We start from the raw sequence: 21,564 nt of genomic DNA, 5'->3' as shown, positions 1-21,564 counted from the left end.
CGACGGCCTCGGTGCGCGGGCGGACCGCTCAGCGCGGGGTGTTCCGGATCAGTTCAGCACCTGCCCGCTGATCCCCGGGTGCTCCATCTGGCCGGTGCCGACGGCCTCCACCTGCTGGGCGGCGTGGCCGACCAGCGGCAGCTTGCCGGCCTCGTGGAGCGCCAGGTCGGTGGGGGAGAGGTTGAGGCCGCTGGAGAGGCCGTCCAGGGCGTCGGGCTGGGAGGCGACCGAGCTGGCGGCGGACGCGGCGGGGGCGGCCAGGGCGAGGCCCGCCATGGTGAGGGCGGCCAGGGTGGCGAGTTTCTTCATGGAACGCCAAACGACCCGGCCGCCCTCAGGTCACCCCGGCGACCCCGCCGGCGGCCTCATCTCCGGCGAACCCTCACACCGTCACCCGCAGCGTCCGCACGCTGTTGCTGATGAACGACCCGATCGGCTCGGGCGCCGGGCCGTCCTCCGCCAGGGCCAGCCCGGGGAACCGCTCGAACAGGAACCGCAGGGCCGTCTCGGCCTCCATCCGGGCGAGCCCGGAGCCGAGGCAGAAGTGCGGGCCGTGGCCGAGCGACAGGTGCCGGTTCGGCTGCCGGGTGACGTCGAAGCGGTCGGCGTCCTCGTGGTGGCCGGAGTCGCGGCCGGCGGAGGCGTACGAGGCGAGCAGCGCCTCGCCGCGCCGGATGACGACATTCCCGACCTGGATGTCCTCGGCGGCGTACCGCATCGGGAACTGGCCGACCGGCGAGTCGTACCGGAGCGTCTCCTCGACCACCGCGGACCACCCGACGGTGCCGTCCAGCACCAGCCGCAGCTGGTCGGGGTGGGCGAGCAGCGCGCGGACGGCGTTGGTGATCAGGTTGAGCGTGGTCTCGTGGCCGGCCACCAGCATCAGCAGCAGGGTGCCCACCAACTCGGCCTCGCTGAGCCGGTCGTCGGCCTCCCTGGCGGCGATCAGGTCGGTGGTGAGGTCGTCGCCGGGCTCGGCGCGCTTGGCCGCGACGACGGAGGCGAGCAGCGCGTGCAGGCCCCGCTGGGCGGCGACGGCGGCCTCGGGGGTGGCGGAGCTGGAGACCAGGGTGTCGGAGAGCTCGTGCAGTTCGTCCTGCTGCTTGGGCGGCAGGCCGAGCAGCTCGCCGATGACCTGCATCGGCAGCGGGTAGGCGAAGTGCTCGCGCAGGTCGAACGCGCCCTCCAGGCGGGCGACGCCGTCCAGCAGCGCGGTGGTCCGGGCCTCGATCGCGGGCTGCAGCTCGGCGATCCGGCGCGGGGTGAAGGCCTGGCTGACCAGACCGCGCAGCCGCCGGTGGTCCGCGCCGTCGACGCTGATCATGCCGGGCACGGTGACGAAGTTCAGCAGGGGCCAGCCCTCGGGCAGCCGGCCCTCGGTGAACGTCGTCCACAGCTGTGGATTCTTCCCGACCCGCGGATCGGCCAGCAGCTCCTGCAGGGTGTCGTGGTGGGTTATCGCCCAGACCACCACCCCGCCAGGGAGTTCCACCAGGACCGCCGGGCCGGCGGCGCGGAGTCGGGCGTTCTCGCCGTGCTGGTCGCGTCCGAAGGGGTCGAGCCGGACGGGCTCGGTTCGGGGCTGCTCGGGTCCACGGGTGGCGGTGTCCATGCGGGCCTCTCGGGGGCTGGCGGGCGGGGCGGGGTGAAGGCGCTGTAGAGCACCGGCAGGCTGACCAGGGCGCGTGACCACGGCGACGGGCGCCAGGCCAACTCGCCCGGCGGCACGGCCAGCTGGAGGTCGGGCAGGCGGTGCAGCAGGGTCTCGACGGCGGTCTCGACGATGATCCGGGCCGGGTGCTGGGCCGGGCAGACGTGCTTCCCGGCGCCCCAGGCCAGGTGCGCCCGGTTGCCGCCGAGGGTGACGTGCCCGGCGGAGGCGGTGCCCTGGGCGGCCGGGTCGGCGTTGGCCGCGGCCAGGCCGAGGACGAGCAGGTCGCCGGCGCTGATGTACTGGCCGCCGAGGACGGTGTCGCCGGTGGCCCAGCGGCCGGGGAAGTTCTGCGTCGGCGGGTCGCGCCAGAGCACCTCCTCCAGCGCGTCGGAGACGGTGAGCCGGCCGCCGGTGAGGGTGGCCCGGAACCGGCGGTCGGTGAGCAGCAGCCGCAGGGTGTTGCCGGTCCAGTTGATGCTGGTCTCGTTGCCCGCGACCATCAGCACCACCAGGTGGTGCACCGCCTCCTCGTCGGTCAGCGCGGCCGGGTGGGCCAGCAGCCACGAGGTGAGGTCGGCGCCGGGGACGGCGCGGCGGCGCCGGACCAGGTCGACCAGGATCGCCTGGAACTCCGCGTTGGCCCGGACCGACTTCTCGCTGCTGTCCACGAAGTGGCTGATCAGCTCGACCAGGTGCGGGCCGGCCTCGGCGGGCAGGCCGAGCAGCTGGGTGAAGACCAGCAGCGGCAGCCGGCGCGCGTACTGGGCGATCAGGTCGGCGGTGCCGTCCGGGCCCCAGCCGTCGATCAGGGCGTCGGCGGCGGCCTCGGTGGTCTCGCGCAGCTGGCGGTGGTCGATCTGGGCCAGCGTGTCGGCGACGGCGGCGCGCAGCCGCTGGTGCTCGGCGCCGTCCAGGTTGAGCAGGGTGGGCCGCCAGGAGGTCATCGGCAGCAGCCGGGAGTCGGCGGCGAGCCGGCCCTCGGCGGGGACCCGCCAGCGGCGCGAGTCCTTGGAGAACAGCGCCTCGTTGCGGGTGAGTTCGAGCAGCTCGGGGTAGCCGAGGACGAGCCAGGCCTCGACCCCGGGCTCCAGCTCGATGGGAGCCACCGGGCCGTAGCGGTCGCGCAGCCGGGCGTACAGGCCGTGCGGGTCGTCGGCGACGGCGGCGCCGTACAACGGCGTCAGCGGCGCCCCGGCGGGCAGCCGGCCGCCGGCCGGCGGCCCGCCGACCACCGAGCCGCCCCCGGCGTGCGCCGGGCAGCCGGGCGGCGGCGCGAGCGGCGGAACGGCCGTACCGGGCTCGGGAGTCGTCATCGTTGCAGCTCCAGGACGGAGGTCGCGTGCAGGTGGCCGACGAAGTCGATCAGCAGGTCGTACGCGGCCCGCCGGTCCCGCGCGTCGCAGTACAGGATCGGCACCTCGGGCAGCACGTCGAGCGCCGAGCGCAGCTCGTCCTCGGGGTAACTCGGCGAGTCGGGGAAGGTGTTGACGGCCACCGCGAACGGGATCTGCTGCTCCTCCAGCCGCCCGAGCACGTCGAAGCTCTCGTCCGGGCGGCGCAGGTCCACCATGGCGATGGCGCCGAGCGCGCCGCGCGACAGGTCGTCCCAGAGCGGCCAGAACCGCTGCTGGCCGGGTGTGCCGAAGAGGTACAGGGCGAGCCGCGGGTTGAGCGTGATCCGGCCGAAGTCCAGCGCGACGGTGGTGGTGGACTTGTCGCCGCGGCCGGTGAGGTCGTCGATGCCGCTGCTGGCGGCCGTCATGGTCTCCTCGGTGCGCAGCGGCGTGATCTCGCTGAGCGAGCCGACCAGGGTGGTCTTGCCGACCCCGAAGGGCCCGGTGACCAGGATCTTCACCGCACCCTGCACCGAGGACGGCAGGTACTGCGGCTCACCGGGGGCTCCGGCGGCGGTCGGGCCGGCAGGGGCTTCAGCGGAGTTGGCGGAGGCCAACGAGCACCTCTTCCAGGAGGGTTGTGGGCAGGCGCTCGGCCTGCGGGACGGGCGGGAGCACCTGGACGGCGCCGAGGTCCCAGAGGTCGCCGACCAGCACCTTGACGATGCCGAGCGGCAGCCCCAGGTGGGCCGCCACCTCGGCGATCGACAGCAGGCTGCGGCAGAGGTCCAGGATCCGTTGGTGCTCGCGGTTGAGCAGCACGTCCTCGGGCAGTTCGGGCCGGTCCGGTAACGCGCTGACCAGGCTCTCGACCGCGAGCGCGGCCCGGGTGGGCCGGCTCCGGCCGCCGGAGATCACGTAGGGCCGGACCGGCCCGTTCACCGCTGGCCCCCCGCCGCGTGATCGACGCGCGGCGGGCTGGTGAGGTGGGTGCCGATCCGCTCGACCAGGACCTGCATCTGGTAGGCGACCAGGCCGGCGTCGACGGCCTCGCCGGTCACCACGGCCAGGTGGGCGCCGGCCCCGGCGGCGACGATGAAGAGGTAGCCGCCGCCGTACTCGATGATGATCTGGCGGGTCGCGCTGTTCTGGCCGCCGAAGCCCTGGGCGACGCCGCGGGCCAGCGACTGCAGGCCCGAGCAGGCGGCGGCGAGCCGCTCGGCGTCCTCGCGCACGATGCCCGCGCTGCGGCCGATCTCCAGCCCGTCGTTGGACACCACGACGGCGTGCCGGACCTCGGGGACGGAGACGATGTCGGCGAGCAGCCAGCCGAGATCAGGGGTGGTGGTCATGGAACTCTCCGGAGCGCTGGGGAAGCTGGGGGGAAGCGGGCGGGTAAGGATCGTGCTGCGCGGGTGCCTGGGCCTGCGCCGGTGCCTGGGCCTGCGCCCGGGCGTGGATCTGGGCCCGGGCCCGGGCGGCCGAACGGCCGTTGGCGGTCCCGGCCTGGAACATCGTCATGAACGCCTGGGCGTCCTGCGCCGAGCGGTACGGCGGGGGTGCCGGCGGGGCGGCGGCCGGCGCGGTACGGCGGTGGGCGCGGTCGCGCCGGTGGCTCCGGCGGGGCAGCGGTGGTGGAGCGGCGGGGCCGGCCGTGGGGGGTCGCCGGTCGGTCGGCGGGGTCTCCACCAGGGGGTGGCCGGCGTCCAGGGGGTGGCCGGCGTCCAGGTGGTGTCCGGAGCCGGGGAGTCGGCCGGTGACCGCGGGGTGGCCGGCCGAGGGCGCGGACGGGTGCCGGGGGGCCGCGACCCGGTGCGGCACGGGGGTGAACGCCGGGTCGTCGGGGCCGAGCCCCGGGACGGTCGGCGGGAGCGGTTCGGTGAGCAGCGCGTTCGGCAGCAGCACCACGACCCGCACCCCGCCGTACGGTGAGGGCGCGGAGCTGAGGGTGACCCGGAACCCGTACTGCTCGGCGAGCCGGCCGACCGCCGCGAGGCCCAACTGCGGTACCTCGCCGAGGCGGGAGACCTCCAGCGCGGAGCCGCCGGCCAGCGCGGAGGCGGCCTTGGCGACGGCCTGCTCGGGCATCCCGACGCCACCGTCGTCGATCTCGATGACGGCACCGTTGTGCACCGGCATCAGGGTGACGAACACCTGGGTGCTGGGCGGGGAGTAGCGGGTGGCGTTGTCCAGCAGTTCGGCCACGGCGTGGATCAGCGCCTCGGCGGCGGCGCCGACCACGGCGGTCTCGATCCGGCTGCGGACCACCACCCGCTGGAAGGGCAGGATGCGCGACTGGGCGCCGCGCACCACGTCCTCCAGCGAGACCGGTTCGGGCCAGTGCCGCCCGGCCCGGGCGCCGCACAGGACGGCCAGGGTCTGGGCGAGGCGGGCCTGTTGGGCGGCGGCGTGGTCCGCCTTGAGCAGGCCCTCCAGCAGCGCGGGGTCGTCGTGGGTGCGTTCCATCTCGTCGAGCAGGGCCTGCTGGTCGTGCGCCATGACGAGGATCCGGCGGGCCACGCTGAGGAAGGCCCGCTGGGTGGAGGCGTTGAGCTCCTGTTCCTGCTGCACGGCGGCCAGTTCGGTGCCGCGGCGGGCCAGTTCGGCGGTGAGCTGCTCCCGCAGGCGGGCGAGTTCGCGCTGCTGGCGGTCGTTGCGACGGCGCTGGGTGGCGGACACCGCGCGGTAGCGGGCGGCGGCCACCAGGGCGAGGGCGGCGAGCACGCCGGCTGCCGCGGCACACCACTGAGTCATCGTCACGCGGCGAATTCTAGGGTGATGATCCTACGAAGGCGTGAACGGATCTCGCCATGTGACCGGATCTCGTCAATATCCCGGCAAGACGGCGTCAATCAGACGTCAGGTCGTCGCCCGCACGCCTCCGGGGGGCGCGGGGCGGGGTGTCGCGGTCGGGTTGGCGCCGCGCCTCCGGGGCCCCTACCGGGGCACTGCTGCCATCCGGTGCAGCAGCAGGAGCGCCACGTCGTCCGGGCGCGAGCGGCGCTCGGTCACGTTGAGGGTGAGCAGGTCGGCCAGCCGCTCCAGGGCCGGCGCCGGGCCGATCCGGACCGGGCCGGCCTGCCGGGCCCAGAGCTCCAGCCCGCCCAGCATCCGCTGCACCGACTCGTCGTAGTCCTCCGCGCGGTCCTCGACCAGCCCGTCCGTGTACACCAGCAGCGTCTCGCCGGCCGACAGGTGGCCGACCGACAGCTGGTACGGCACCCCCGGGTCCACGCCCAACGGCGGGCCGCCCGGCAGGTCCAGCTCGACGGCCTCGGCCTCCGCGGTGATCCGCACCGGCGACGGGTGCCCGGCCCGGGCCGCCCGCAGGGTGCCGTCGGCCGGGTCGAGGGTCAGGTAGAGGCAGGTGGCGAAGAGGTCGGTGTCCAGCCCGGAGAGCAGCCGGCCGGTGCGGGCCAGCGTGGCCGCCGGGTCGTGCCCGTCGGTGGCGTACGCCCGCAGGGCGCTGCGCAGCTGGCCCATCACCGCGGTGGCCTCGGCGTTGTGGCCCTGGACGTCGCCGATCACCAGGCCGATCTTCCCGTCCGGCAGCCGGAGCAGGTCGTACCAGTCGCCGCCGATCTGCATCCCCTCGGTGCTGGGCAGGTAGCGGGCGGCGCTGGCGATCCCGGGCAGCCGCGGCAGGGTGCGCGGCAGCATCGCGCGCTGCAGCTCGGTGGCCCGGTGGTGGTGGGTGTCGTACAGCCGGGCGCGCTCCAGGGACTGCGCCAGGACCCCGGCGAACGCCGAGTAGAGGGTGCGGTCCTCGCGGCCGAAGACCCGCTCGGTGGCGAAGGTGATCAGGCAGGAGCCGACCTGCCGCCCCGAGGCGACCAGCGGCAGCACCGCCCAGGCGGCCGGCGTGAGCGGGCCGTTCTCCCCGCCGCGCCCGCCGCCGCCCGGTTCGCTGAACAGCGGGGCCGCCCGGGCCAGCGAGTGCTGCATCACGCCCTCGGAGAGGTCGGCCAGCCGGGTCAGCTCGGTGCGGCGCGGCCCGCCGTAGACGGTGTGCGAGACGGGCAGCAGCCGGCCCTCGTCCACCAGGTCGAGCACGATGCTGGCGGCGCCGAACGCCGGGCCGGCGATGTCGGTCACCGTCGTCGTGACGTCCCGGACGGTGATCGCGCGGGACAGCGCCCGGGTGAGCGCCAGCAGCAGCGCCGAGCGGGCCCCGGCCGTCGGGGAGTCGCCCGGTTCGTCGGCCGCCGGGCCCTCCCCGGCGGTACGGGCGCGGTCCCGGTCGGCGAGCAGCCCGGCGATCCGGACCGGGCGCCGGTGCACGTCCAGCATCACCTCTCCGGTCTCCTCTATCCGCACCACGCCGCCGCCCCGCCGCAGCACCCGGTACCTGATCCGGTACGGGCCGCCGGTGGCGAGGGCCTCGGCCAGGGCGGCCTGGACGTCCGGCAGGTCCTCCGGGTGGACGATCCGGTCGAGGTCGGGCGCGCCGGCCGGGGAGCCCTCGGCGGGCGGCGGCTGGCCCACCACCCGGTAGGCCTGGGTGTCCCAGAAGGTCTCGCCGGTGACCAGGTCGCGCTCGAAGGCGCCGTGCCCGGCGGAGCGGACGGCGAGCGAGAGCATCGGGTGGGCCAGCCCGGCGGCCCGGTCCGGGGCGTCCCCCGCCGTCCCCGCGGCGGGCCCGGGGCGGACGCCCCGGGGCACCCGGGTCTCGGCGTGCGCGTGGTCGAGCAGGTGGGAGAGCCGGTGGGCGCAGGCGTCGGCGAGCGTCTCCAGGACGTCGAGGTCGCGGCGCGGGACGGTGCCCCGGTGGGCGAGGGCGAGCGCCAGCACCCCGATCGGCTGCGCGTCGACGATCATCGGCAGGGTGATGATGGCGACCATGCCGGTGCCCATCCCGGTGTTGCGGTTGGGGTAGTCGACGCTGGTGCGCTCGGGGCTGAGCAGGTAGGGGCGGCGCAGGCGGAGCGCCATCGCGGCGGGCAGGTCGCCGGCCGGGTCGACCACGCTGTAGCGCTCGTGGGCCCAGTCGGGCAGGCCGTGCGAGGCGGTGAGCCGGAGCATGCCGGCGGAGTCGAGCAGGTAGAGCGCGGAGCCCTCACCGGTGATCCAGCTCGGGCCCTCGGCGAGGACCGTGCCCAGGAGTTCGGCGGCACTGGAGCAGCCGAGCAGTAAGCGGACGCAGCGCATGGCGCTGCGCGCGGTGGGGCTGCTGCGCGGCGTCCGGCTCTCGTCCTCGGAGGGGGGAAGCCACGGCGAGGACAGGTCCATGGGATCCTCCGGCGGTGTCTTATCGGACACTCAATTCTTAATACCTTATTTCTCATGGCGGCGAATGGTGATCCGGGCGCCGCACCCGGTCCCGCGGCGCCGCACCCGGTCCCGCGGCGCCGCACCCGGTCCCGGGGCGCCGGTCCTCCGCGTCGGGACCTGGTCCCGCGGTCGAGTAGACTGTGCTGTCGACGCGGGCCTATAGCTCAGACGGTTAGAGCGCTTCCCTGATAAGGAAGAGGCCACAGGTTCAAGTCCTGTTAGGCCCACCGCGTCGAAGGGCCCGGAGCGATCACGCTCCGGGCCCTTCCGCATGTCCGGCCGCGTTCCACGCGCCCCGGCCCCCCGCTCCCGGTGCTACGCCCCCGGCCAGTCGCGGAGACCGTGGGTGAGGACGGTGATCAGCCGGTCCTGGGTGTCGCCGAGGTCCTCCGCGAGCTGGAAGGCGCCGCCGATGGAGAGCGAGGCGAAGCCGTGCGCCACCGAGCGGACCGCGCGGGCGGCGTGGATCGCCTCCGACCCGTCGAGGCCGTACGCGCGCAGCACCGCGATGATCACGCCGACCAGCCGGGTCGCCGCCCGGGTGAGCTCGTCGTCCGGCTGCGGGGCCTGGGGGAGCGCGTTGTAGCGGTGCGGGTACTCGGTGGCGTAGCCGTGGTAGGCGCGCAGCACGGCGGCGACGGCGTCGTCCCCGCCGCGGCCGAGGGCGGCCCCGGCGAGCCGGTCGGCGAGCTCCTCGGTGACCCGGACGGCGACCAGCCGGCGCAGTTCGGCCAGCCCGCCGCTCACGTGCTTGTACAGCGAGGGAGTGGCCACTCCGGCCCGCGCGGCGACGGCGGCCAGGGTGAGGGCCTCGGGGCCCTGCTCGTCGATGAGGGCGAGGGCGTGGCCGACGACCTGCTCGGGGGTGAGTCCTACGCGGGGCATGGGGGTTCTCCGTGGTTGCGGCGGCGGTGGCGGCGGCGCGTGGCCGGCGCGTGGGCCGGTGGGTGGGCGTGGGCCGGCGCGTGGGTGGTGCGTGGGCGGCCGGTGCGCGGGCGGGGTTCAGGCCAGCTCGGCGAGGAACGTCAGCAGCGCGTCGGCGGTGGCCCGCGGGTGGTCGGCCATCGGGTAGTGGCCCGCTCCCTCGATCATCACCTTGCGGGCGCGCAGCGCGGCGGCCTGCCGGTCGGCGACCAGCTCCGGCCGGGGGAAGTCGGGGTCCTTGCCGCCCATCACGACCAGGGCCGGGCAGCGCACGGCCGCGGTCCAGCCGGCGGGCGCGGAGTCACCGCGGACGTAGCCGCGGGTCGCGGTCCTGCGCCCGGGCGTGCGCATCGCGGCGACCAGCCCGTCCACGTACGCGTCGAGGTCGGCCGGCTTGGCGGTCGGGTAGGCCATCCTGCGGTGGTAGAGGCCCCAGAACGCGGGCGAGTGCACCAGCAGCGTGCCCATCACGGCGAACATCGCGCGCTGCAGGGCGGTCGGCGGCAGGTTCTCCACGAAGGCGTCCAGCAGGACGATCCCGGCGACCCGCTCGGGGGCGTCCCCGGCGGCCTTGACCACGGTGGCGCCGGTGTACGAGTTGCCGGCCAGGACGGCGCGCTCGATGCCGAGGTGGTCGAGCAGGGCGAGGACGTCGGTGGCGATCGCGGCCGGCGAGTAGTCGTCCCAGACGATCGAGGACTCGCCGAAGCCGCGCAGGTCCATGGTGATCACCCGGCGGCCGGCCGCGGTCAGCAGCGGGCGCAGGTGCCGGTAGGCGGCCCGGCTGTCCAGCATCCCGGGGAGCAGGACGACGGGGACGCCCTCGCCCTGCTCGGTGTCGTCGTAGGCGAGCCGGCCGCCGGTGACGTCGAGGTACTGGGTGGTGGGGGCGGTGGTGCCGGACATGGGGGCCTCCTGGGTCCGCCGGGCTCGGGTGTCGGCGGTGCTGCCGACACCCACAAAGCTAAGGCTAATAGCCTTAGCCGTCAAGCTATTGGCAGAAGCTGAAGGCGGCCCCGGTCCGGGCGGCCGGTCAGACGCCGTCCACCTTGAACGGGTCGTGCTCGGTCAGCAGCTTCTCCAGCCGGGCCTGGTCGACCCGGGTGACGATCTCGCTGGTCTCCTGCCGGTCGCGGATCACCTTGGCCAGGGTGAACGAGGAGGTGACGGTGTAGAGCAGGCCGATCCCGAGGAAGGCCCGGGTCCAGCCGCCCACCGGGAGGTAGGCGATCCCGACCGCGAGGGCGGTGCCCGAGATCGCGAAGGAGAGCACGGCCTGGACGAAGTACGCGGCCGTGGTGCGTGACTGCATCGGTGCGTTCATGGCGCCAGGATGGTCGCGCCAGCCGGGCCGCACATGAGTAGGAGTACTCAGAACGACGGTCGTTCGTTGACGTCCCATCACGTTCGGTAGTGTGAGTTGTCGTCAATCGCCCCAAAACGCCCATCGGGTCGCGTAAGGTCCGTGCTGGCCCCGCTCGTCCCGGACGGACGGCTTGGAATCAGGGGCTCCTAGGATTAACGTTTGATAACGCAGCGCGGTCCGCAACGCCGTACCCAGACGGCACCGTGCGCCGTCGCCTAATCCCGCCGGCCGGCCTCCGGGCAGGCCAGGGAGCCGGGGAACCACGTTCCTTGGGGTGAATCGGCCGGGCCCAGGCCCAGCCGTAGGAGACCTTCCTGCTCCGAACCCGTCAGCTAACCCGGTAGGCGCGAAGGAAGGAAAGGAGCGCGCCTCCGTGGCGTCGACGCACTCTCCGGCACACCTGCCCGGCTCCGCAGCCGGCACCCAGCTGCTCGAACCCTGGCCCGTGTACGGTGCCGGGCCCGGCGGGCCCGCCGACGAGGCCGCCCCGCAGGCCACCGAGACCAACCGGCACCGGATGCCGCGTCAGACCCGCGGGACCGCGCCGCTGCTCGGCGTCACCGCCGTCGCCGCCACCCTCGGCGCCACCGGCTTCGCCTCCGCGACCCCGGCCGCCGCGCCCGCCGTCGAGGCCCCCGACGAGGCCCCGGTCGCCCTCTCCGCCGACCCCGGCCTCGCGCTCGCCGCCCGGATCCAGCAGCAGGCCGACAGCCAGCGCACCGCCGCCGAGGAGACCGCCCGCCTCCAGGCCGCCAAGGAGGCCGAGGCCAAGCGCGCCGCCCAGCAGCAGGAGGCCAAGCGCGCCGCCGAGGAGGCCGAGAAGGCCAAGCTCGCCGCCCTCAACCTGCCGGTGCGCGACTACAACCTCTCCGCCCACTACGGCCAGAGCGCCTCCTACTGGGCCCACCTGCACACCGGTCTCGACTTCGCCGCCGACACCGGCACCCCGGTGTACGCGGTCGGCCAGGGCACCATCACCTCGGCCGGCTGGGCGGGCTCCTACGGCTACCGGATCGTCGAGACGCTGCCCGACGGCACCGAGATCTGGTACTGCCACCTCTCCTCGATCATCAAGGGCTCCGGCAAGGTCGTCCCCGGCCAGCAGCTCGGCAAGGTCGGCGCCACCGGCAACGTCACCGGCCCGCACCTGCACCTGGAGGTGCGCCCCGGCGGCGGCGCCCCGGTCGACCCGGAGACCTGGTTCGAGCAGCGCGGCATCACCCCCTGACAGCCCGCCCGGCCCCGGCCGTCACCCTCCGCGAGGGGCTCGGCGGCCGGGGCCGCGACGCTCACTCCGGCGGCAGCTGCGCCAGGTACGCGTCGATCTCCTCCTGGCCCGGCTCCGGCGCCAGGTCCGGGAACTCCGCCAGCAGCATCCTCGGCAGCCCCGGCACCGTCCACGCCCCGCACAGGTCCAGCGCCGCCTCGGCCGCCGCCTCCTCGAACGCGCCGAAATCCCCGGCCAGCTCGTCCGGCATCGGCCGGCCCAGCGCCGTCAGCTCCGCCAGGTTGCGGTAGCTGCGCCGCATCAGCCCCTGCTCCAGCAGCCGCCGGGCCCCGTCGGTGGCCATCCCCACGCTCAGCGTCCGGGCCGGACCCCAGCCCTCCTCGTCGAGCTCGTCCAGCCAGCCCGCCTCCGCCAGCGCCTCGAACCCGGCCCGCCGTTCCTCCCCGGACAGCTCCCGGAACGCCGTCAGCCACTCCCGCACCGCCGCCGCGTCCGCGACGTCCACGCCGTGCGCGTGCAGCAGCAGCGCGTACAGCCGGGGCCAGGTCACCAGATCGGCCCGGCGCAGCAGCCCGGCCGCCACCTCGCCCTGCCACTCGGCCTCGGCGTGCAGCCGCTCCTGCCGCTTGGCGTTCAGCCGCTTCACCGCCCGCTGGTGGTCGATCAGCAGCCGCACCGCCTCGCCGTACGCCAGCGGGTCCTGCTCCGGCGCGGGCTGCACGTACAGGTGGAGCCGCTCGTACAGCAACTGCTCCACCGCGTCCGAGGTCAGCTCCGGCCAGCCGTCGCGCATCCTGCCCTCGCCCAGCTCCAGCAGCGCCAGCACCGCCCGCAGCGGCTCCGCGGCCACCGGCGCCCGGCCCTCGGCCTCCGCCCAGGCGAGCAGTTCGGCGGCCTTGGTGCGCGGGGCGAGCCGCAGGTCTTCATCGTTCATGTCACGTACGGTAACCGCAAAGCCCGGGTAGGGTCGGCTGACATGGTCCCCGTCCGACTCACCGGCCCCCGCCTGGCCATCCGCGAGTTCCAGCACACCCCGGGCGACGTCGACGCGCTGCACGCGATCTTCGGCGACCCGGAGGCCACCCGCTACCTGCCCTTCGAACCGCGCGACCGGGAGGACTGCGCGGACCAGATCGAGCAGTACCTGGAGGAGGCGCTCCGCGAGGAACGGACGGTCTACCGGCTCGCCGTGACCCGGCGCGCCGACGCGGACGACCCGGCCGACGCCACCCCGATCGGCAACGCCGCCCTCACCCTCGGCGGCCGGGGCTCCGCCTCCCTCGGCTACGCCCTGCGCCCCGACACCTGGGGCAACGGCTACGCGGGCGAGATCACCGCACTGCTCTGCGACTTCGCGTTCGGCCCGCTCGGCCTGCACCGGCTGGCCGCCCTGGCCGACGTGGCGAACACGGCCTCCGCCCGGGTGCTGACCCGCGCCGGCTTCCAGCAGGAGGGCCGGGTGCGGCACGACGTGTACCGGGGCGGCGCCTGGCACGACGCCTTCCAGTACTCGCTGCTCGCCGACGAGTGGCCGGCCCGGCCCGGACAGGGGGGTTAACCCCACCCCCGGTCCGCCGGTGGCCCGGATGTCCGCCGGCCCGCGCCTTTGACAGCCTGGTGGAACCAGCCCGACCGGCACCGCCGCAGACCCGAGGACCGAGGCCCGGCCAATGAGCACCAGCCAGAGCACGCAGCGCGACGCGTACGACCGCCCCGAGGGCGCCTACCGTACCCAGGAGCCGCCGTACGCCTGGCGGGCGCCGTTCTCGTCCTACTACTACCGGGAGCTGGGCTTCACGCTCACCGGGCTCCCGGTCGCCGTCGCGGGCTTCGCCTTCGCCGTCCCGCTGTTCAGCCTCGGCCTCGGCACCATCGTCACCGTCCTCGGCCTGCCGGTGCTGGCCGCGCTCACCGCCGGCGCCCGCGGCTTCGGCCGGCTGGAACGCTCCCGGGCCCGCGGCATGCTGGCGCTGGACGTGCCCGGCCCGGCGCCGGTCCGGGTGGTGCGGCCCGGGACGTGGGGCGGGATCACCGCCCGGCTGGCGGACGCGGCCGGCTGGAAGGCCGTGCTGTACCAGGTGCTGATGTTCCCCTGGGCGATCCTGAGCTTCACGCTGTCGCTGGTCTTCCTGCTGCTCGGCTGGTCGTTCGCGCTCTACCCGCTCTACCACTGGGTCTTCCCGGCCTACACCGACTGGCCCGGCTACCGGGTGGTCGACTTCAAGGACGGCCACGGCGTCGAGCACGCCTACTACGTCCAGTCGCCGCTGCAGATCGCCGGGATGTCGCTGATCGGGCTGTTCCTGGTCTTCCTCACCCCGCAGCTGGTGCGCGGCCTCACCAACGTCAACCGGCTCGCCGTCCGGGGCCTGCTGGGGCGCTGACCGGCGGCGCCCACCCCCGCGCGCCCGGCCCCGCCCGTCCCCGGACGCTCCGGATGCGGGCGGGGCCGGCCCGTGTTCCGATGGCCGAATGGCCGCCCCCACCGCCCCCAGCGCCGCCACCGTCGCTGTCGCCGCCGCCACCGCCACCGCCCGTCCCGCCCGTCCCGCCGCCGAAGAGGACGGAGTCCTCGTCACCTCCCGCCCGCTGGACGAGTACTGCGGGCTCTTCGGCCTGACCCGGGCCCAGCTCGCCGCCCTCCCCGGGCCGCTGCTCGACTGCCCCGGCGGCGCGGCCGGCCTCACCGCCGAGGCCCGCGAACTGGGCTGCCACGTGATCGCCACCGACCCGGCGTACGCCCGGCCCCTGCCCGAGATCGCGGCCAGGGCCCTCGCCGCCCGGGCGTCGATGGCCGCCGCGATGGCCGCCCGACCCGACCTCCACCCCGGGGCCCGCCACCGCCCCGGTGACCGCTACCTGCGCAGCTGGGACCGGGCCCGCCGGCTGTTCACCGCCGACGCCGCGGCCCACCCGCAGCAGTACGTGGCCGCCGCGCTGCCCCGGCTCCCGTTCGCCGACGGCGCCTTCGCCCTCACCCTCAGCGGGTACCTGATCTTCGCCTACCCCGAACTGTTCGGCCCCGAGCGGCAGCTGGCCGCGCTGACCGAACTGGTCCGGGTGACCGCCCCCGACGGCGAGGTGCGGGTCCACCCCCTGAACGACGGCGCCGGCCGCCGCTGTCCCCACCTCGACGCGCTCCGGCACGCCCTCGGCGAGCGCCGGATCGCCAGCGAGGTCCGCCGGCTCCCGCCCACCGGCGCCGACCGCCGCCGCCGCGTCCTGGTCCTGCGCAGCGCCGACCACCGCGACCGGGCCGCCGGGGCGACCGGGCCGGGTCTCAGGCGTCCTGCCGGGGCTCGTCGGCCGGGCCGGGCTGCCGGGGGAGGGTGAGCTGCGGCGGGACGGCCGTCGCGTCCAGGCGGGACAGGATCTTCTCCGCCAGCCAGCTCCGGTCCGAGCCGTACGGGATGCCGTCCGGCGCCATCAGCCGGCCGGCCACCGACTGGCGCAGCCGCTGCGCCTCGGCGGCCGGCAGCCGGGAGAGCAGGCCGCGGGCGGCCAGCAGCGCGTGGTACTGCTCGAAGCCCGAGCGCGGGTGCTCGATCGCCTCCACCACACTGGCGAGGTCGGCCAGCGCCGGGTCGCCCTGCATCAGGGCCAGCGCCTGGATCCGCCGGCCCTCGGAGCCGTCCGCGAACAGCTCGCGCACCTGGTCCGCGGTGAGCGCCGAGCGCCGCGCCGTCGAACGGACCTCGGCCACCACGCTCTCCGGACCGGCCGCCACGCTCGGGGGCAGCTGGCCGGCCAGCTGCTCCGGCCGGTCCGCGCTGCCGCCCAGCAGGCCCAGGTGCCGCATCGCCCGCACCCGCAGGTCGTCCGCACCCACCTTGTCGCCCTTGCGGTCGCGGTCCTGGCCGGCCAGGAAGAGGTCCAGCGCCCGGTCCGCGTCGGAGAGCACCTGCGGCAGCGCCAGCCGGGTCACCAGCCAGCCCGCCAGGAAGCCCGACACCAGGAAGTACAGGACCAGCGCCGCCGCGAACGGCACCGCGCCCTCGCCGCCGCCCAGCGCGGGCGCCAGCGCCGACCCGAGCTGGTGCAGCCGCTCGCCGAGCGACCCGAGCTGGGTCAGCCCGACACCGAGCAGCACCTTGGTCAGCCAGTCCGAGACCTGCTCCAGATTGGTGTTCGGCGCGTACGAGCCGTGCGGCTCACCGCCGGGGCCGGCCCCCCGGGCCCGCGGCACCCCGAACAGGAAGCCGAGCGCGGCGCCCAGCACCACCGAGGCCGCGGCCACCACCAGGCCGCCGCCCAGCGCCTGCCAGGCCCGCTCCCGGCCGAGCGAGAACAGCAGCAGCCCGAGTGCCCCCACCCCGGGCAGCACCCAGGCCGCGCCGCGCCGCACCGCGCGCACGCCTGCCCCGCTCCCGGCCCGTCGGCCCGTTCCCGCCATCGCGCACCCCCTGTGTCCGTCCCGCTACGGAATCCGGGCCGACTCTAGCGCCGCGGCCGGGCGGCCGGAACGCCCTCCTCCGCCGCCGGGAACGCAGACGGCCCGTGGGCTGCTCCTCCGCGCCGGCCCGGTGAGGGGCCGGGCGCCGAGGCACCGGGGATGTACCGGTGAGCCCACGGGCCGGGTGACTGCTTGGGATTTCGCCTGCCGGAGGCCTGGGGCCTCGCCCTGCGCAGGCAGGGGCGGCTCTAGCGAGCAGCCACCTCACGCATCCTGATGGAACTCAATTCAGGATCACCTCCTTTCAGTGTGCCGCCACTGTAGGCAGCTCCCCCGAAGGAGGGCAACGGATTTATCGAGGCCGTCGCTCAGCGGGTTCAGGCGCTCTTGAACTGGTCCTTGAACTTGGAGAAGTCGACCACGCTGTCGGCCGGCGGAGCCTGCACGGTCAGCGGCTTGTCGTAGTCGGTGAAGTCGATCTGGCCGGTCTGCTTGCCGCCGGCCGACTCGACCCGCACCGGGTAGAACTTGCCCTCGGTGGCGATGTGGATGGTCGACTCCTCGCCGTCCGCGTCCTTGTTCTTGAGGCTGAACGTCTTCTGGCCGTTGACGGTGCCGGCCGAGCCCTTGGTGGAGGTGCTCTTGGAGCCGTCCTCCTCCAGGAGCTTCTTGGTGAAGACGCTCAGGTTGCAGACCGAGGCGAGGCTCTTCATCTCCTGGTCGTTGTCGAAACCGGTCAGGTAGCGGCCCTTGAACAGCTCGGCGGCCTTCGCGCCGTCCGGGCCGGCGATGGCCTTCCAGAACTCCTGGTCGGGCTTCATGAACGACTGCTTGCCGTCGCTGATGAGCTCGAACTTGCCCATCCCGGGCATGCTCATCGAGCCCGTGCACTGGCCCTTGGTGTCGAGCGCGATGTCCATGGCCATCTTGCCGTCGGAGTCCGTCATGCTGCCGACGATCTTGACCGACGTCGCGGCGGCCAGCGCGTCCTTGGCCTGCTTCTCGATCTCCTCGGCGCTCAGCTTGTCCGTGTCCAGCTTCGGCACGGAGGCGGCGGCCTTGTCGCCGCCGCCCTTGTTGTCGCCGCACGCGGCCGTGCCCGCTGCCAGGAGCAGGCAGATCGCGGCGGTGCTGGCAAGGCGCTTCGAGAGCATGGGTGTTTCCTAACTCGGCGCATCCAAATGCGTCCGAACGGGTGACTTGTGCCCTCAGTATGCTTTACGGCGCCTTTATCGGATCTTGTCGTGCGCCGGTGTTACCGCTTCGTGGCCGGGTCTTCGCGGAACCCGGACATGCGAAAGGCCCGGAGGACGAGTCCTCCGGGCCTTCCTGCTACTGAGTAGCGGGGACAGGATTTGAACCTGCGACCTCTGGGTTATGAGCCCAGCGAGCTACCGAGCTGCTCCACCCCGCGTCGGTGAACACAACGATACGTGGAAGTCGCGCGGATGGGAAATCGGTTCTTCAGGGGGCCCGCACCGGCACCTTCGGACGCCGCCCCCCGTGCCGGGCGGTCCGGGCCCTGGCCCAGGCGGCGAAGCAGAGCAGCGCGGCGAAGCAGGGCACCATCAGCAGCGCGTAGACCAGCAGGAAGCCGTGCGTGCCGAGGTCGGCGGCCGCGTTCCAGGTGCCGTGCAGGGCCATCGCGAGCAGCAGCCCGGCCGGTGCGGCCAGCCGGGCCAGCCAGCGGCGGCCGGTGGTGAGGGTGACGGCCAGGCCCAGCCCGGTCAGCGCGGTGAACAGCGGGTGGGCGAAGGGGGAGAGCAGGGCGCGCAGGACGAAGGTCTGCACGGTGCTGTCGAAGTCGCGCAGGCTGGGCGGCTCGCCGAGGCCGATGCTGTCCAGCCGCTGCTGCTGGTCGTCGGTGAACGCGCGCCCCAGGTAGAGCGCGTTCTCGGTGAAGGCGAAGCCGCAGGCGGTGATCCCGCCGAGGACGACCCCGGCCGCCAGCGTGCGGGGGCGGGCCCGGGCGCGCGGCCGGTCGTGGGTCAGCGGGTACGGGCGCAGGTAGGGCAGCGGGCGCAGGTAGGGGCGCAGCCGGCCCCGGGCGTGCGGCAGGGCGGGCCGCCGGTCGTACGGGCGCGGCTGCCGGGGGCCGGGCAGCCGGCGCAGCACGGTCGCGCAGGGGCGGTCGGTGCGGTGGCCGCGGCAGCGGAGCCGCTGGCCGAGCGGGAGCAGCAGGACGAGCAGGGCGGCGCCCTTGGCGCTCTCCTCGATCACCGGGGTGACCAGGTCGGCGCCCAGCACCTCGCCCAGCGTGCCCTGGTGGGCGGTCAGGTAGCTGTTGGTCCAGCCGTTGGCGAGGATCGCGGCGGTGGTCGCCGCGAAGGCGCCCCAGCCGAGGCAGAACACGGTGTGCCGCAGCGGCACCCGGGCGGTCAGGTTGAGCCAGGCGAGGCCGCCGAGCACGAACGGCAGCGGGATCATCGCCAGGCCGAGGCCGACCAGCAGTCCGGTGGTCCCGGTCTGGCGGCGCACCAGGTGCAGGATCAGCACACCGCAGCCGGCCAGTGCCAGCACGGCGGTCGCGGTGACCGAGGAGAGCGCGACCGAGCGGGTCGGCCGCGGCGGCCGGAGCCCGGCGGCCCCGGCCGGAACGGGCGGCCCGGGCACGATCCGGTGGGCCCGGCGCCTCCGGGGCCCCGGAATGGTGCGGGTGCCGGCGGTGCGCGTGGGCATCTCTCGGGCGTCGGCGGCGGCGGCCTGGACGGTGGTCCGGTACCCGCCGTCGGACGGGCTGCTCACCCGGCACAGGGTAGGCCAAGGCGGCGGGCCGCCGGGAGGACTCGGTACGAATCCCCCCGGACGGATCCGCTGGGAGCGGGCCGGGCGGGGCCGGCGCGGGCGCCGGGTCGAACACCCGGCGCCGGCTCAGCGGCGGCGGAACAGCAGGTCGTGCACCACATGGCCCTTGGCGAGGCCGGCCCGTTCGAACTTGGTGACCGGTCGCCAGTCGGGGCGCGGCGCGTAGCCGGGGATGCTGCCGTCCGGGTGGTCCGCGGGCTCCAGCCAGCCGGTGCCGTCACCCTCGGGGTGCAGGTTCTCCAGCTCGGGCGAGGCGGAGAGCACCTCCAGCATCTGCTCGGCGTACGGCTCCCAGTCGGTGGCGCAGTGCACCAGGGCGCCGGGGGCGAGCCGGGGCAGCACCAGGTCCAGGAAGGACGGCTGGACCAGCCGGCGCTTGTGGTGCTTGGGCTTGGGCCACGGGTCGGCGAAGTAGACCCGCAGACCGGCCAGCGAGGCGTCGGGCAGCATGTCGCGCAGCAGGATCACGGCGTCGCCGGCGGCGAGCCGGACGTTCTGCGAGCCGTCGCGCTCCAGCATCCCGAGCAGGTTGCCGTGGCCGGGGGTGTGGACGTCGGCGGCGAGGATGCCCATGGCCGGGTCGGCGGCGGCCATCGCGGCGGTGGTCTCGCCCATGCCGAAGCCGATCTCCAGGGTGACCGGGAGGCCGCCGAAGAGCTCGCCCAGGTCGAGCGGGCTGCCGTCGATCGCGATGCCGTACGTCTCCCAGCCCCGGTCCAGCGCGCCCGCCTGGGCGTTGGTCATCCGGCCCCGGCGCGGCTGGAAGCTGCGGATGCGCCGCTCGCTGTGCTGGGCCTCGGTGGCCCGGTGCGGGTACATCGGCGCGGGGTAGCCGGCCGGCGCGGCGGAGAGCCGGGCGGACGGCGATTGCTGGGGGATCGGGGCGGTGGCAGTCACAATCACCCGAGTCTACGGGGCCGTGCGGCGCGGGCCGCAGGGCCTGTGACGCACGCGACGCGGGGCGGTCGCAGGGCCCGTGACGCACGTGACGCGGGGCGGTCGCCCGCGCGGGAGGCCGGACCGGCCGGCCTCCCGCGCCCGTGGGCCGCCCGCTCCTCACCCGCCCGCCTCCAGCGCGGCCAGCGCCCGGCGGGCCACCTCGCGGCCGATCGGCAGCGAGGCGGTGGCCGCCGGGGAGGGCGCGTTCAGCACGTGCACCAGCCGGCGGGTGGAGCGCGGGTCGTCCGGGTCGAAGCCGGCGAAGGCGAAGTCGTCCAGCAGGGCGCCGTCCCGGGTCACCGCCTGGGCCCGTACCCCCGCGGTGGCCGGGACGAGGTCCTCTGCGGTGACGGCCGGCAGCAGCCGCCGGACGGCCGTGGTGAACGCCCGCTTGGAGAGCGAGCGGTGCAGCTCGCCGAGCTCGTACCGCCAGTGCCGGCGGGCGATCTGCCAGGTGCCGGGGAAGGCGATCGTGCCGGCCAGGTCGCGCGGGCGGACGGTGCGCCAGTCGTAGCCCTCGCGGGCCAGCGCGGGCACCGCGTTCGGGCCGACGTGCACGTCGCCGTGGATGCCCCGGGTCAGGTGCACGCCGAGGAAGGGGAACGCCGGGTCGGGCACCGGGTAGACCAGGCCGCGCACCAGCTCCCGCCGCTCCTTGGCGAGTTCGTAGTACTCCCCGCGGAACGGCACGATCCGCACGCCGGGGTCGTCGCCGGCCAGCCGGGCGATCCGGTCGCTGTGCAGGCCCGCGCAGTTCACCAGCACCCGGCAGCGCAGTTCGCCGGTGGAGGTCCGCACCGTCACGCCGTCGGCGCGACGGGCGACCGCCCGCAGCTCGGTGCCGGTCCGCAGCTCGGCGCCGGCCTCCCGGGCCAGCCGGGCGTAGGTGCCGGCCACGGCCGGGAAGTCGCAGATGCCGGTGGTGCCGATGTGCAGCCCGGCGATGCCGGTGACCTCCGGCTCGTACCCGGTGATGCCGGCCCGGTCCAGCTCGGTGACCGGGATGCCGTTCTCCCGGCCGCGCTCGGCCAGCGCCCGCAGCCGCGGGAGTTCGGCCGGGTCGGTGGCCACGATCAGTTTGCCGGTCACCTCGTACGGGATGTCGTGGCTGCGGCAGAACCCCACCATCTCGGCGGCGCCCGCGACGGCGTACCGGGCCTTGAGCGAGCCCGGCCGGTAGTAGACGCCGCTGTGGATGACCCCGCTGTTGCGGCCGGTCTGGTGCGCCGCGAAACCGGTCTCCTTCTCCAGCACCGCGAGCCGCAGCCCGGGCCGTTCCCGGGTCAGCGCGTACGCCGTGGAGAGTCCGACGATCCCCCCGCCCACCACCAGCACGTCGACGTCGTACGTCACCGCTCGCTCCCTCGCTCGCCCGGCGCCCTCCTCGCCCCCCGTCGGGCAGGGGGCCCCGGCCCGCCCGCCGCCGATGCTGCCACGGCGGACGGTGCCGGTCGAGGGGGCCTCAGCGCGCCCGCCGCTCCAGCCACGGCCAGGTCGCGTCGCGCCGGCCTCCGGCAGCGGGATCTGCCGGAAGGCGGCGTCGCCCGGGCCGCCGCAGGTGTGCCGGCTGGCCGTGCCGCTGGGGCCGTGGCCGGTCGCGTAGCCGGCCGGGTTCCAGGTGTAGACGGGCACCCGGGCCGGGACGGCGGC

The 21,564-nt window shown here is 75.1% G+C and carries 21 protein-coding genes, 2 tRNA genes and 1 riboswitch; of the genes, 5 read left to right on the top strand and 18 right to left on the bottom strand.

Going from position 1 to position 21,564, the window contains the following annotated elements; genetic code table 11:
- Positions 1-48: 48 nt before the first annotated feature.
- The 8 genes from ACFVHB_RS20490 to ACFVHB_RS20455 all read right to left on the bottom strand — a co-directional run bounded on the left by ACFVHB_RS20490 (position 49) and on the right by ACFVHB_RS20455 (position 8,217).
- Positions 49-309 (bottom strand): hypothetical protein, encoded by a 261-nt coding sequence (locus tag ACFVHB_RS20490; RefSeq protein ID WP_380323841.1) that lies wholly within the window; start codon positions 307-309, stop codon positions 49-51.
- Between the two features lie 73 nt (positions 310-382).
- Positions 383-1,492 carry a cytochrome P450 gene (locus tag ACFVHB_RS20485; RefSeq protein ID WP_380323838.1) on the bottom strand — a complete coding sequence of 370 codons (1,110 nt, stop codon included), beginning with the start codon at positions 1,490-1,492 and terminating at the stop codon, positions 383-385.
- A complete protein-coding gene (locus ACFVHB_RS20480; protein WP_380323835.1) occupies positions 1,456-2,967 on the bottom strand; it encodes a cytochrome P450 in 1,512 nt (503 codons plus the stop codon). The genes ACFVHB_RS20485 and ACFVHB_RS20480 overlap by 37 nt, the downstream gene beginning before the upstream one ends.
- Complete coding sequence (locus ACFVHB_RS20475; protein ID WP_380323979.1) at positions 2,964-3,533, bottom strand: ATP/GTP-binding protein; 570 nt, start codon at positions 3,531-3,533, stop codon at positions 2,964-2,966. Before ACFVHB_RS20475 ends, ACFVHB_RS20480 begins: the two co-directional genes overlap by 4 nt.
- A 49-nt stretch (positions 3,534-3,582) precedes the next feature.
- A complete protein-coding gene (locus tag ACFVHB_RS20470) occupies positions 3,583-3,930 on the bottom strand; it encodes a DUF742 domain-containing protein (RefSeq protein WP_380323832.1) in 348 nt (115 codons plus the stop codon).
- On the bottom strand, positions 3,927-4,340 hold the full coding sequence (locus ACFVHB_RS20465; protein ID WP_380323829.1) for a roadblock/LC7 domain-containing protein: 414 nt from the start codon (positions 4,338-4,340) through the stop codon (positions 3,927-3,929). Before ACFVHB_RS20465 ends, ACFVHB_RS20470 begins: the two co-directional genes overlap by 4 nt.
- On the bottom strand, positions 4,324-5,742 hold the full coding sequence (locus tag ACFVHB_RS20460) for a sensor histidine kinase (RefSeq protein ID WP_380323976.1): 1,419 nt from the start codon (positions 5,740-5,742) through the stop codon (positions 4,324-4,326). The genes ACFVHB_RS20465 and ACFVHB_RS20460 overlap by 17 nt, the downstream gene beginning before the upstream one ends.
- Positions 5,743-5,925: 183 nt before the next feature.
- Complete coding sequence (locus ACFVHB_RS20455) at positions 5,926-8,217, bottom strand: SpoIIE family protein phosphatase (RefSeq protein ID WP_380323826.1); 2,292 nt, start codon at positions 8,215-8,217, stop codon at positions 5,926-5,928.
- A gap of 195 nt (positions 8,218-8,412) precedes the next feature.
- Here ACFVHB_RS20455 and ACFVHB_RS20450 point away from each other — a divergent pair.
- A tRNA-Ile gene (locus ACFVHB_RS20450) sits at positions 8,413-8,486 on the top strand.
- An 88-nt stretch (positions 8,487-8,574) separates the two neighbouring features.
- Here the strand turns inward: ACFVHB_RS20450 and ACFVHB_RS20445 are convergent.
- From ACFVHB_RS20445 to ACFVHB_RS20435, 3 genes are all read right to left on the bottom strand, one after another.
- Entirely contained in the window at positions 8,575-9,144 is a 570-nt protein-coding gene (locus ACFVHB_RS20445) for a TetR/AcrR family transcriptional regulator (protein ID WP_380323823.1), read from the bottom strand.
- A gap of 117 nt (positions 9,145-9,261) precedes the next feature.
- On the bottom strand, positions 9,262-10,089 hold the full coding sequence (locus ACFVHB_RS20440) for an alpha/beta fold hydrolase (RefSeq protein WP_380323820.1): 828 nt from the start codon (positions 10,087-10,089) through the stop codon (positions 9,262-9,264).
- A gap of 127 nt (positions 10,090-10,216) precedes the next feature.
- Positions 10,217-10,507, bottom strand: a complete 291-nt coding sequence (locus ACFVHB_RS20435; RefSeq protein WP_380323817.1) for a YiaA/YiaB family inner membrane protein — start codon at positions 10,505-10,507, stop codon at positions 10,217-10,219.
- Between the two features lie 244 nt (positions 10,508-10,751).
- Positions 10,752-10,910, top strand: a riboswitch (cyclic di-AMP (ydaO/yuaA leader).
- Between the two features lie 12 nt (positions 10,911-10,922).
- Here ACFVHB_RS20435 and ACFVHB_RS20430 point away from each other — a divergent pair.
- The gene (locus ACFVHB_RS20430) at positions 10,923-11,777 is read left to right on the top strand and encodes a M23 family metallopeptidase (RefSeq protein WP_380323814.1); all 855 of its coding nucleotides are present in this window, start codon (positions 10,923-10,925) and stop codon (positions 11,775-11,777) included.
- A gap of 61 nt (positions 11,778-11,838) precedes the next feature.
- On the opposite strand, the gene ACFVHB_RS20425 is transcribed toward ACFVHB_RS20430, so the two are convergent.
- Positions 11,839-12,711, bottom strand: a complete 873-nt coding sequence (locus tag ACFVHB_RS20425) for a hypothetical protein (RefSeq protein WP_380323811.1) — start codon at positions 12,709-12,711, stop codon at positions 11,839-11,841.
- A 42-nt stretch (positions 12,712-12,753) separates the two neighbouring features.
- Here ACFVHB_RS20425 and ACFVHB_RS20420 point away from each other — a divergent pair, with 42 nt between their 5' ends.
- The 3 genes from ACFVHB_RS20420 to ACFVHB_RS20410 all read left to right on the top strand — a co-directional run bounded on the left by ACFVHB_RS20420 (position 12,754) and on the right by ACFVHB_RS20410 (position 15,110).
- Entirely contained in the window at positions 12,754-13,335 is a 582-nt protein-coding gene (locus ACFVHB_RS20420) for a GNAT family N-acetyltransferase (RefSeq protein WP_380323808.1), read from the top strand.
- Positions 13,336-13,447: 112 nt separating this feature from the next.
- Complete coding sequence (locus tag ACFVHB_RS20415) at positions 13,448-14,161, top strand: sensor domain-containing protein (RefSeq protein ID WP_380323805.1); 714 nt, start codon at positions 13,448-13,450, stop codon at positions 14,159-14,161.
- 88 nt (positions 14,162-14,249) lie between these two features.
- Positions 14,250-15,110: a hypothetical protein gene (locus ACFVHB_RS20410; protein ID WP_380323802.1), complete on the top strand. Its 861-nt coding sequence runs from the start codon at positions 14,250-14,252 to the stop codon at positions 15,108-15,110.
- Here ACFVHB_RS20410 and ACFVHB_RS20405 read toward each other — a convergent pair.
- The 6 genes from ACFVHB_RS20405 to lhgO all read right to left on the bottom strand — a co-directional run bounded on the left by ACFVHB_RS20405 (position 15,058) and on the right by lhgO (position 21,267).
- Positions 15,058-16,131, bottom strand: a complete 1,074-nt coding sequence (locus ACFVHB_RS20405) for a hypothetical protein (protein ID WP_380323799.1) — start codon at positions 16,129-16,131, stop codon at positions 15,058-15,060. The two genes, ACFVHB_RS20410 and ACFVHB_RS20405, sit on opposite strands and share 53 nt — an antisense overlap.
- Before the next feature lie 416 nt (positions 16,132-16,547).
- Positions 16,548-17,324, bottom strand: a complete 777-nt coding sequence (locus ACFVHB_RS20400) for a hypothetical protein (protein WP_380323796.1) — start codon at positions 17,322-17,324, stop codon at positions 16,548-16,550.
- A 186-nt stretch (positions 17,325-17,510) separates the two neighbouring features.
- A tRNA-Met gene (locus ACFVHB_RS20395) sits at positions 17,511-17,584 on the bottom strand.
- 50 nt (positions 17,585-17,634) lie between these two features.
- Positions 17,635-18,915, bottom strand: coding sequence for a PrsW family intramembrane metalloprotease (locus tag ACFVHB_RS20390; RefSeq protein WP_380323793.1), 1,281 nt, complete (start codon positions 18,913-18,915; stop codon positions 17,635-17,637).
- Between the two features lie 126 nt (positions 18,916-19,041).
- Positions 19,042-19,872, bottom strand: a complete 831-nt coding sequence (gene trmB / locus ACFVHB_RS20385; RefSeq protein WP_380323790.1) for a tRNA (guanosine(46)-N7)-methyltransferase TrmB — start codon at positions 19,870-19,872, stop codon at positions 19,042-19,044.
- 159 nt (positions 19,873-20,031) lie between these two features.
- On the bottom strand, positions 20,032-21,267 hold the full coding sequence (lhgO, locus tag ACFVHB_RS20380; protein WP_380323973.1) for an L-2-hydroxyglutarate oxidase: 1,236 nt from the start codon (positions 21,265-21,267) through the stop codon (positions 20,032-20,034).
- Positions 21,268-21,564 lie beyond the last annotated feature (297 nt).

Source organism: Kitasatospora sp. NPDC127111, from assembly GCF_042677465.1.
GTDB lineage: Bacteria > Actinomycetota > Actinomycetes > Streptomycetales > Streptomycetaceae > Kitasatospora.
This window is presented reverse-complemented; position numbering and strand designations above follow the sequence as displayed.

What these genes read in the sequence shown, in the direction of transcription:
- ACFVHB_RS20465 (WP_380323829.1), bottom strand. Translation starts at nt 4,340, where the DNA reads ATGACCACCACCCCTGATCTCGGCTGGCTGCTCGCCGACATCGTCTCC.
- ACFVHB_RS20490 (WP_380323841.1), bottom strand. Translation starts at nt 309, where the DNA reads ATGAAGAAACTCGCCACCCTGGCCGCCCTCACCATGGCGGGCCTCGCC.
- ACFVHB_RS20425 (WP_380323811.1), bottom strand. Translation starts at nt 12,711, where the DNA reads ATGAACGATGAAGACCTGCGGCTCGCCCCGCGCACCAAGGCCGCCGAA.
- ACFVHB_RS20460 (WP_380323976.1), bottom strand. Translation starts at nt 5,742, where the DNA reads ATGACTCAGTGGTGTGCCGCGGCAGCCGGCGTGCTCGCCGCCCTCGCC.
- ACFVHB_RS20445 (WP_380323823.1), bottom strand. Translation starts at nt 9,144, where the DNA reads ATGCCCCGCGTAGGACTCACCCCCGAGCAGGTCGTCGGCCACGCCCTC.
- ACFVHB_RS20435 (WP_380323817.1), bottom strand. Translation starts at nt 10,507, where the DNA reads ATGAACGCACCGATGCAGTCACGCACCACGGCCGCGTACTTCGTCCAG.
- ACFVHB_RS20415 (WP_380323805.1), top strand. Translation starts at nt 13,448, where the DNA reads ATGAGCACCAGCCAGAGCACGCAGCGCGACGCGTACGACCGCCCCGAG.
- ACFVHB_RS20400 (WP_380323796.1), bottom strand. Translation starts at nt 17,324, where the DNA reads ATGCTCTCGAAGCGCCTTGCCAGCACCGCCGCGATCTGCCTGCTCCTG.
- ACFVHB_RS20480 (WP_380323835.1), bottom strand. Translation starts at nt 2,967, where the DNA reads ATGACGACTCCCGAGCCCGGTACGGCCGTTCCGCCGCTCGCGCCGCCG.
- ACFVHB_RS20410 (WP_380323802.1), top strand. Translation starts at nt 14,250, where the DNA reads ATGGCCGCCCCCACCGCCCCCAGCGCCGCCACCGTCGCTGTCGCCGCC.
- ACFVHB_RS20455 (WP_380323826.1), bottom strand. Translation starts at nt 8,217, where the DNA reads ATGGACCTGTCCTCGCCGTGGCTTCCCCCCTCCGAGGACGAGAGCCGG.
- ACFVHB_RS20440 (WP_380323820.1), bottom strand. Translation starts at nt 10,089, where the DNA reads ATGTCCGGCACCACCGCCCCCACCACCCAGTACCTCGACGTCACCGGC.
- ACFVHB_RS20420 (WP_380323808.1), top strand. Translation starts at nt 12,754, where the DNA reads ATGGTCCCCGTCCGACTCACCGGCCCCCGCCTGGCCATCCGCGAGTTC.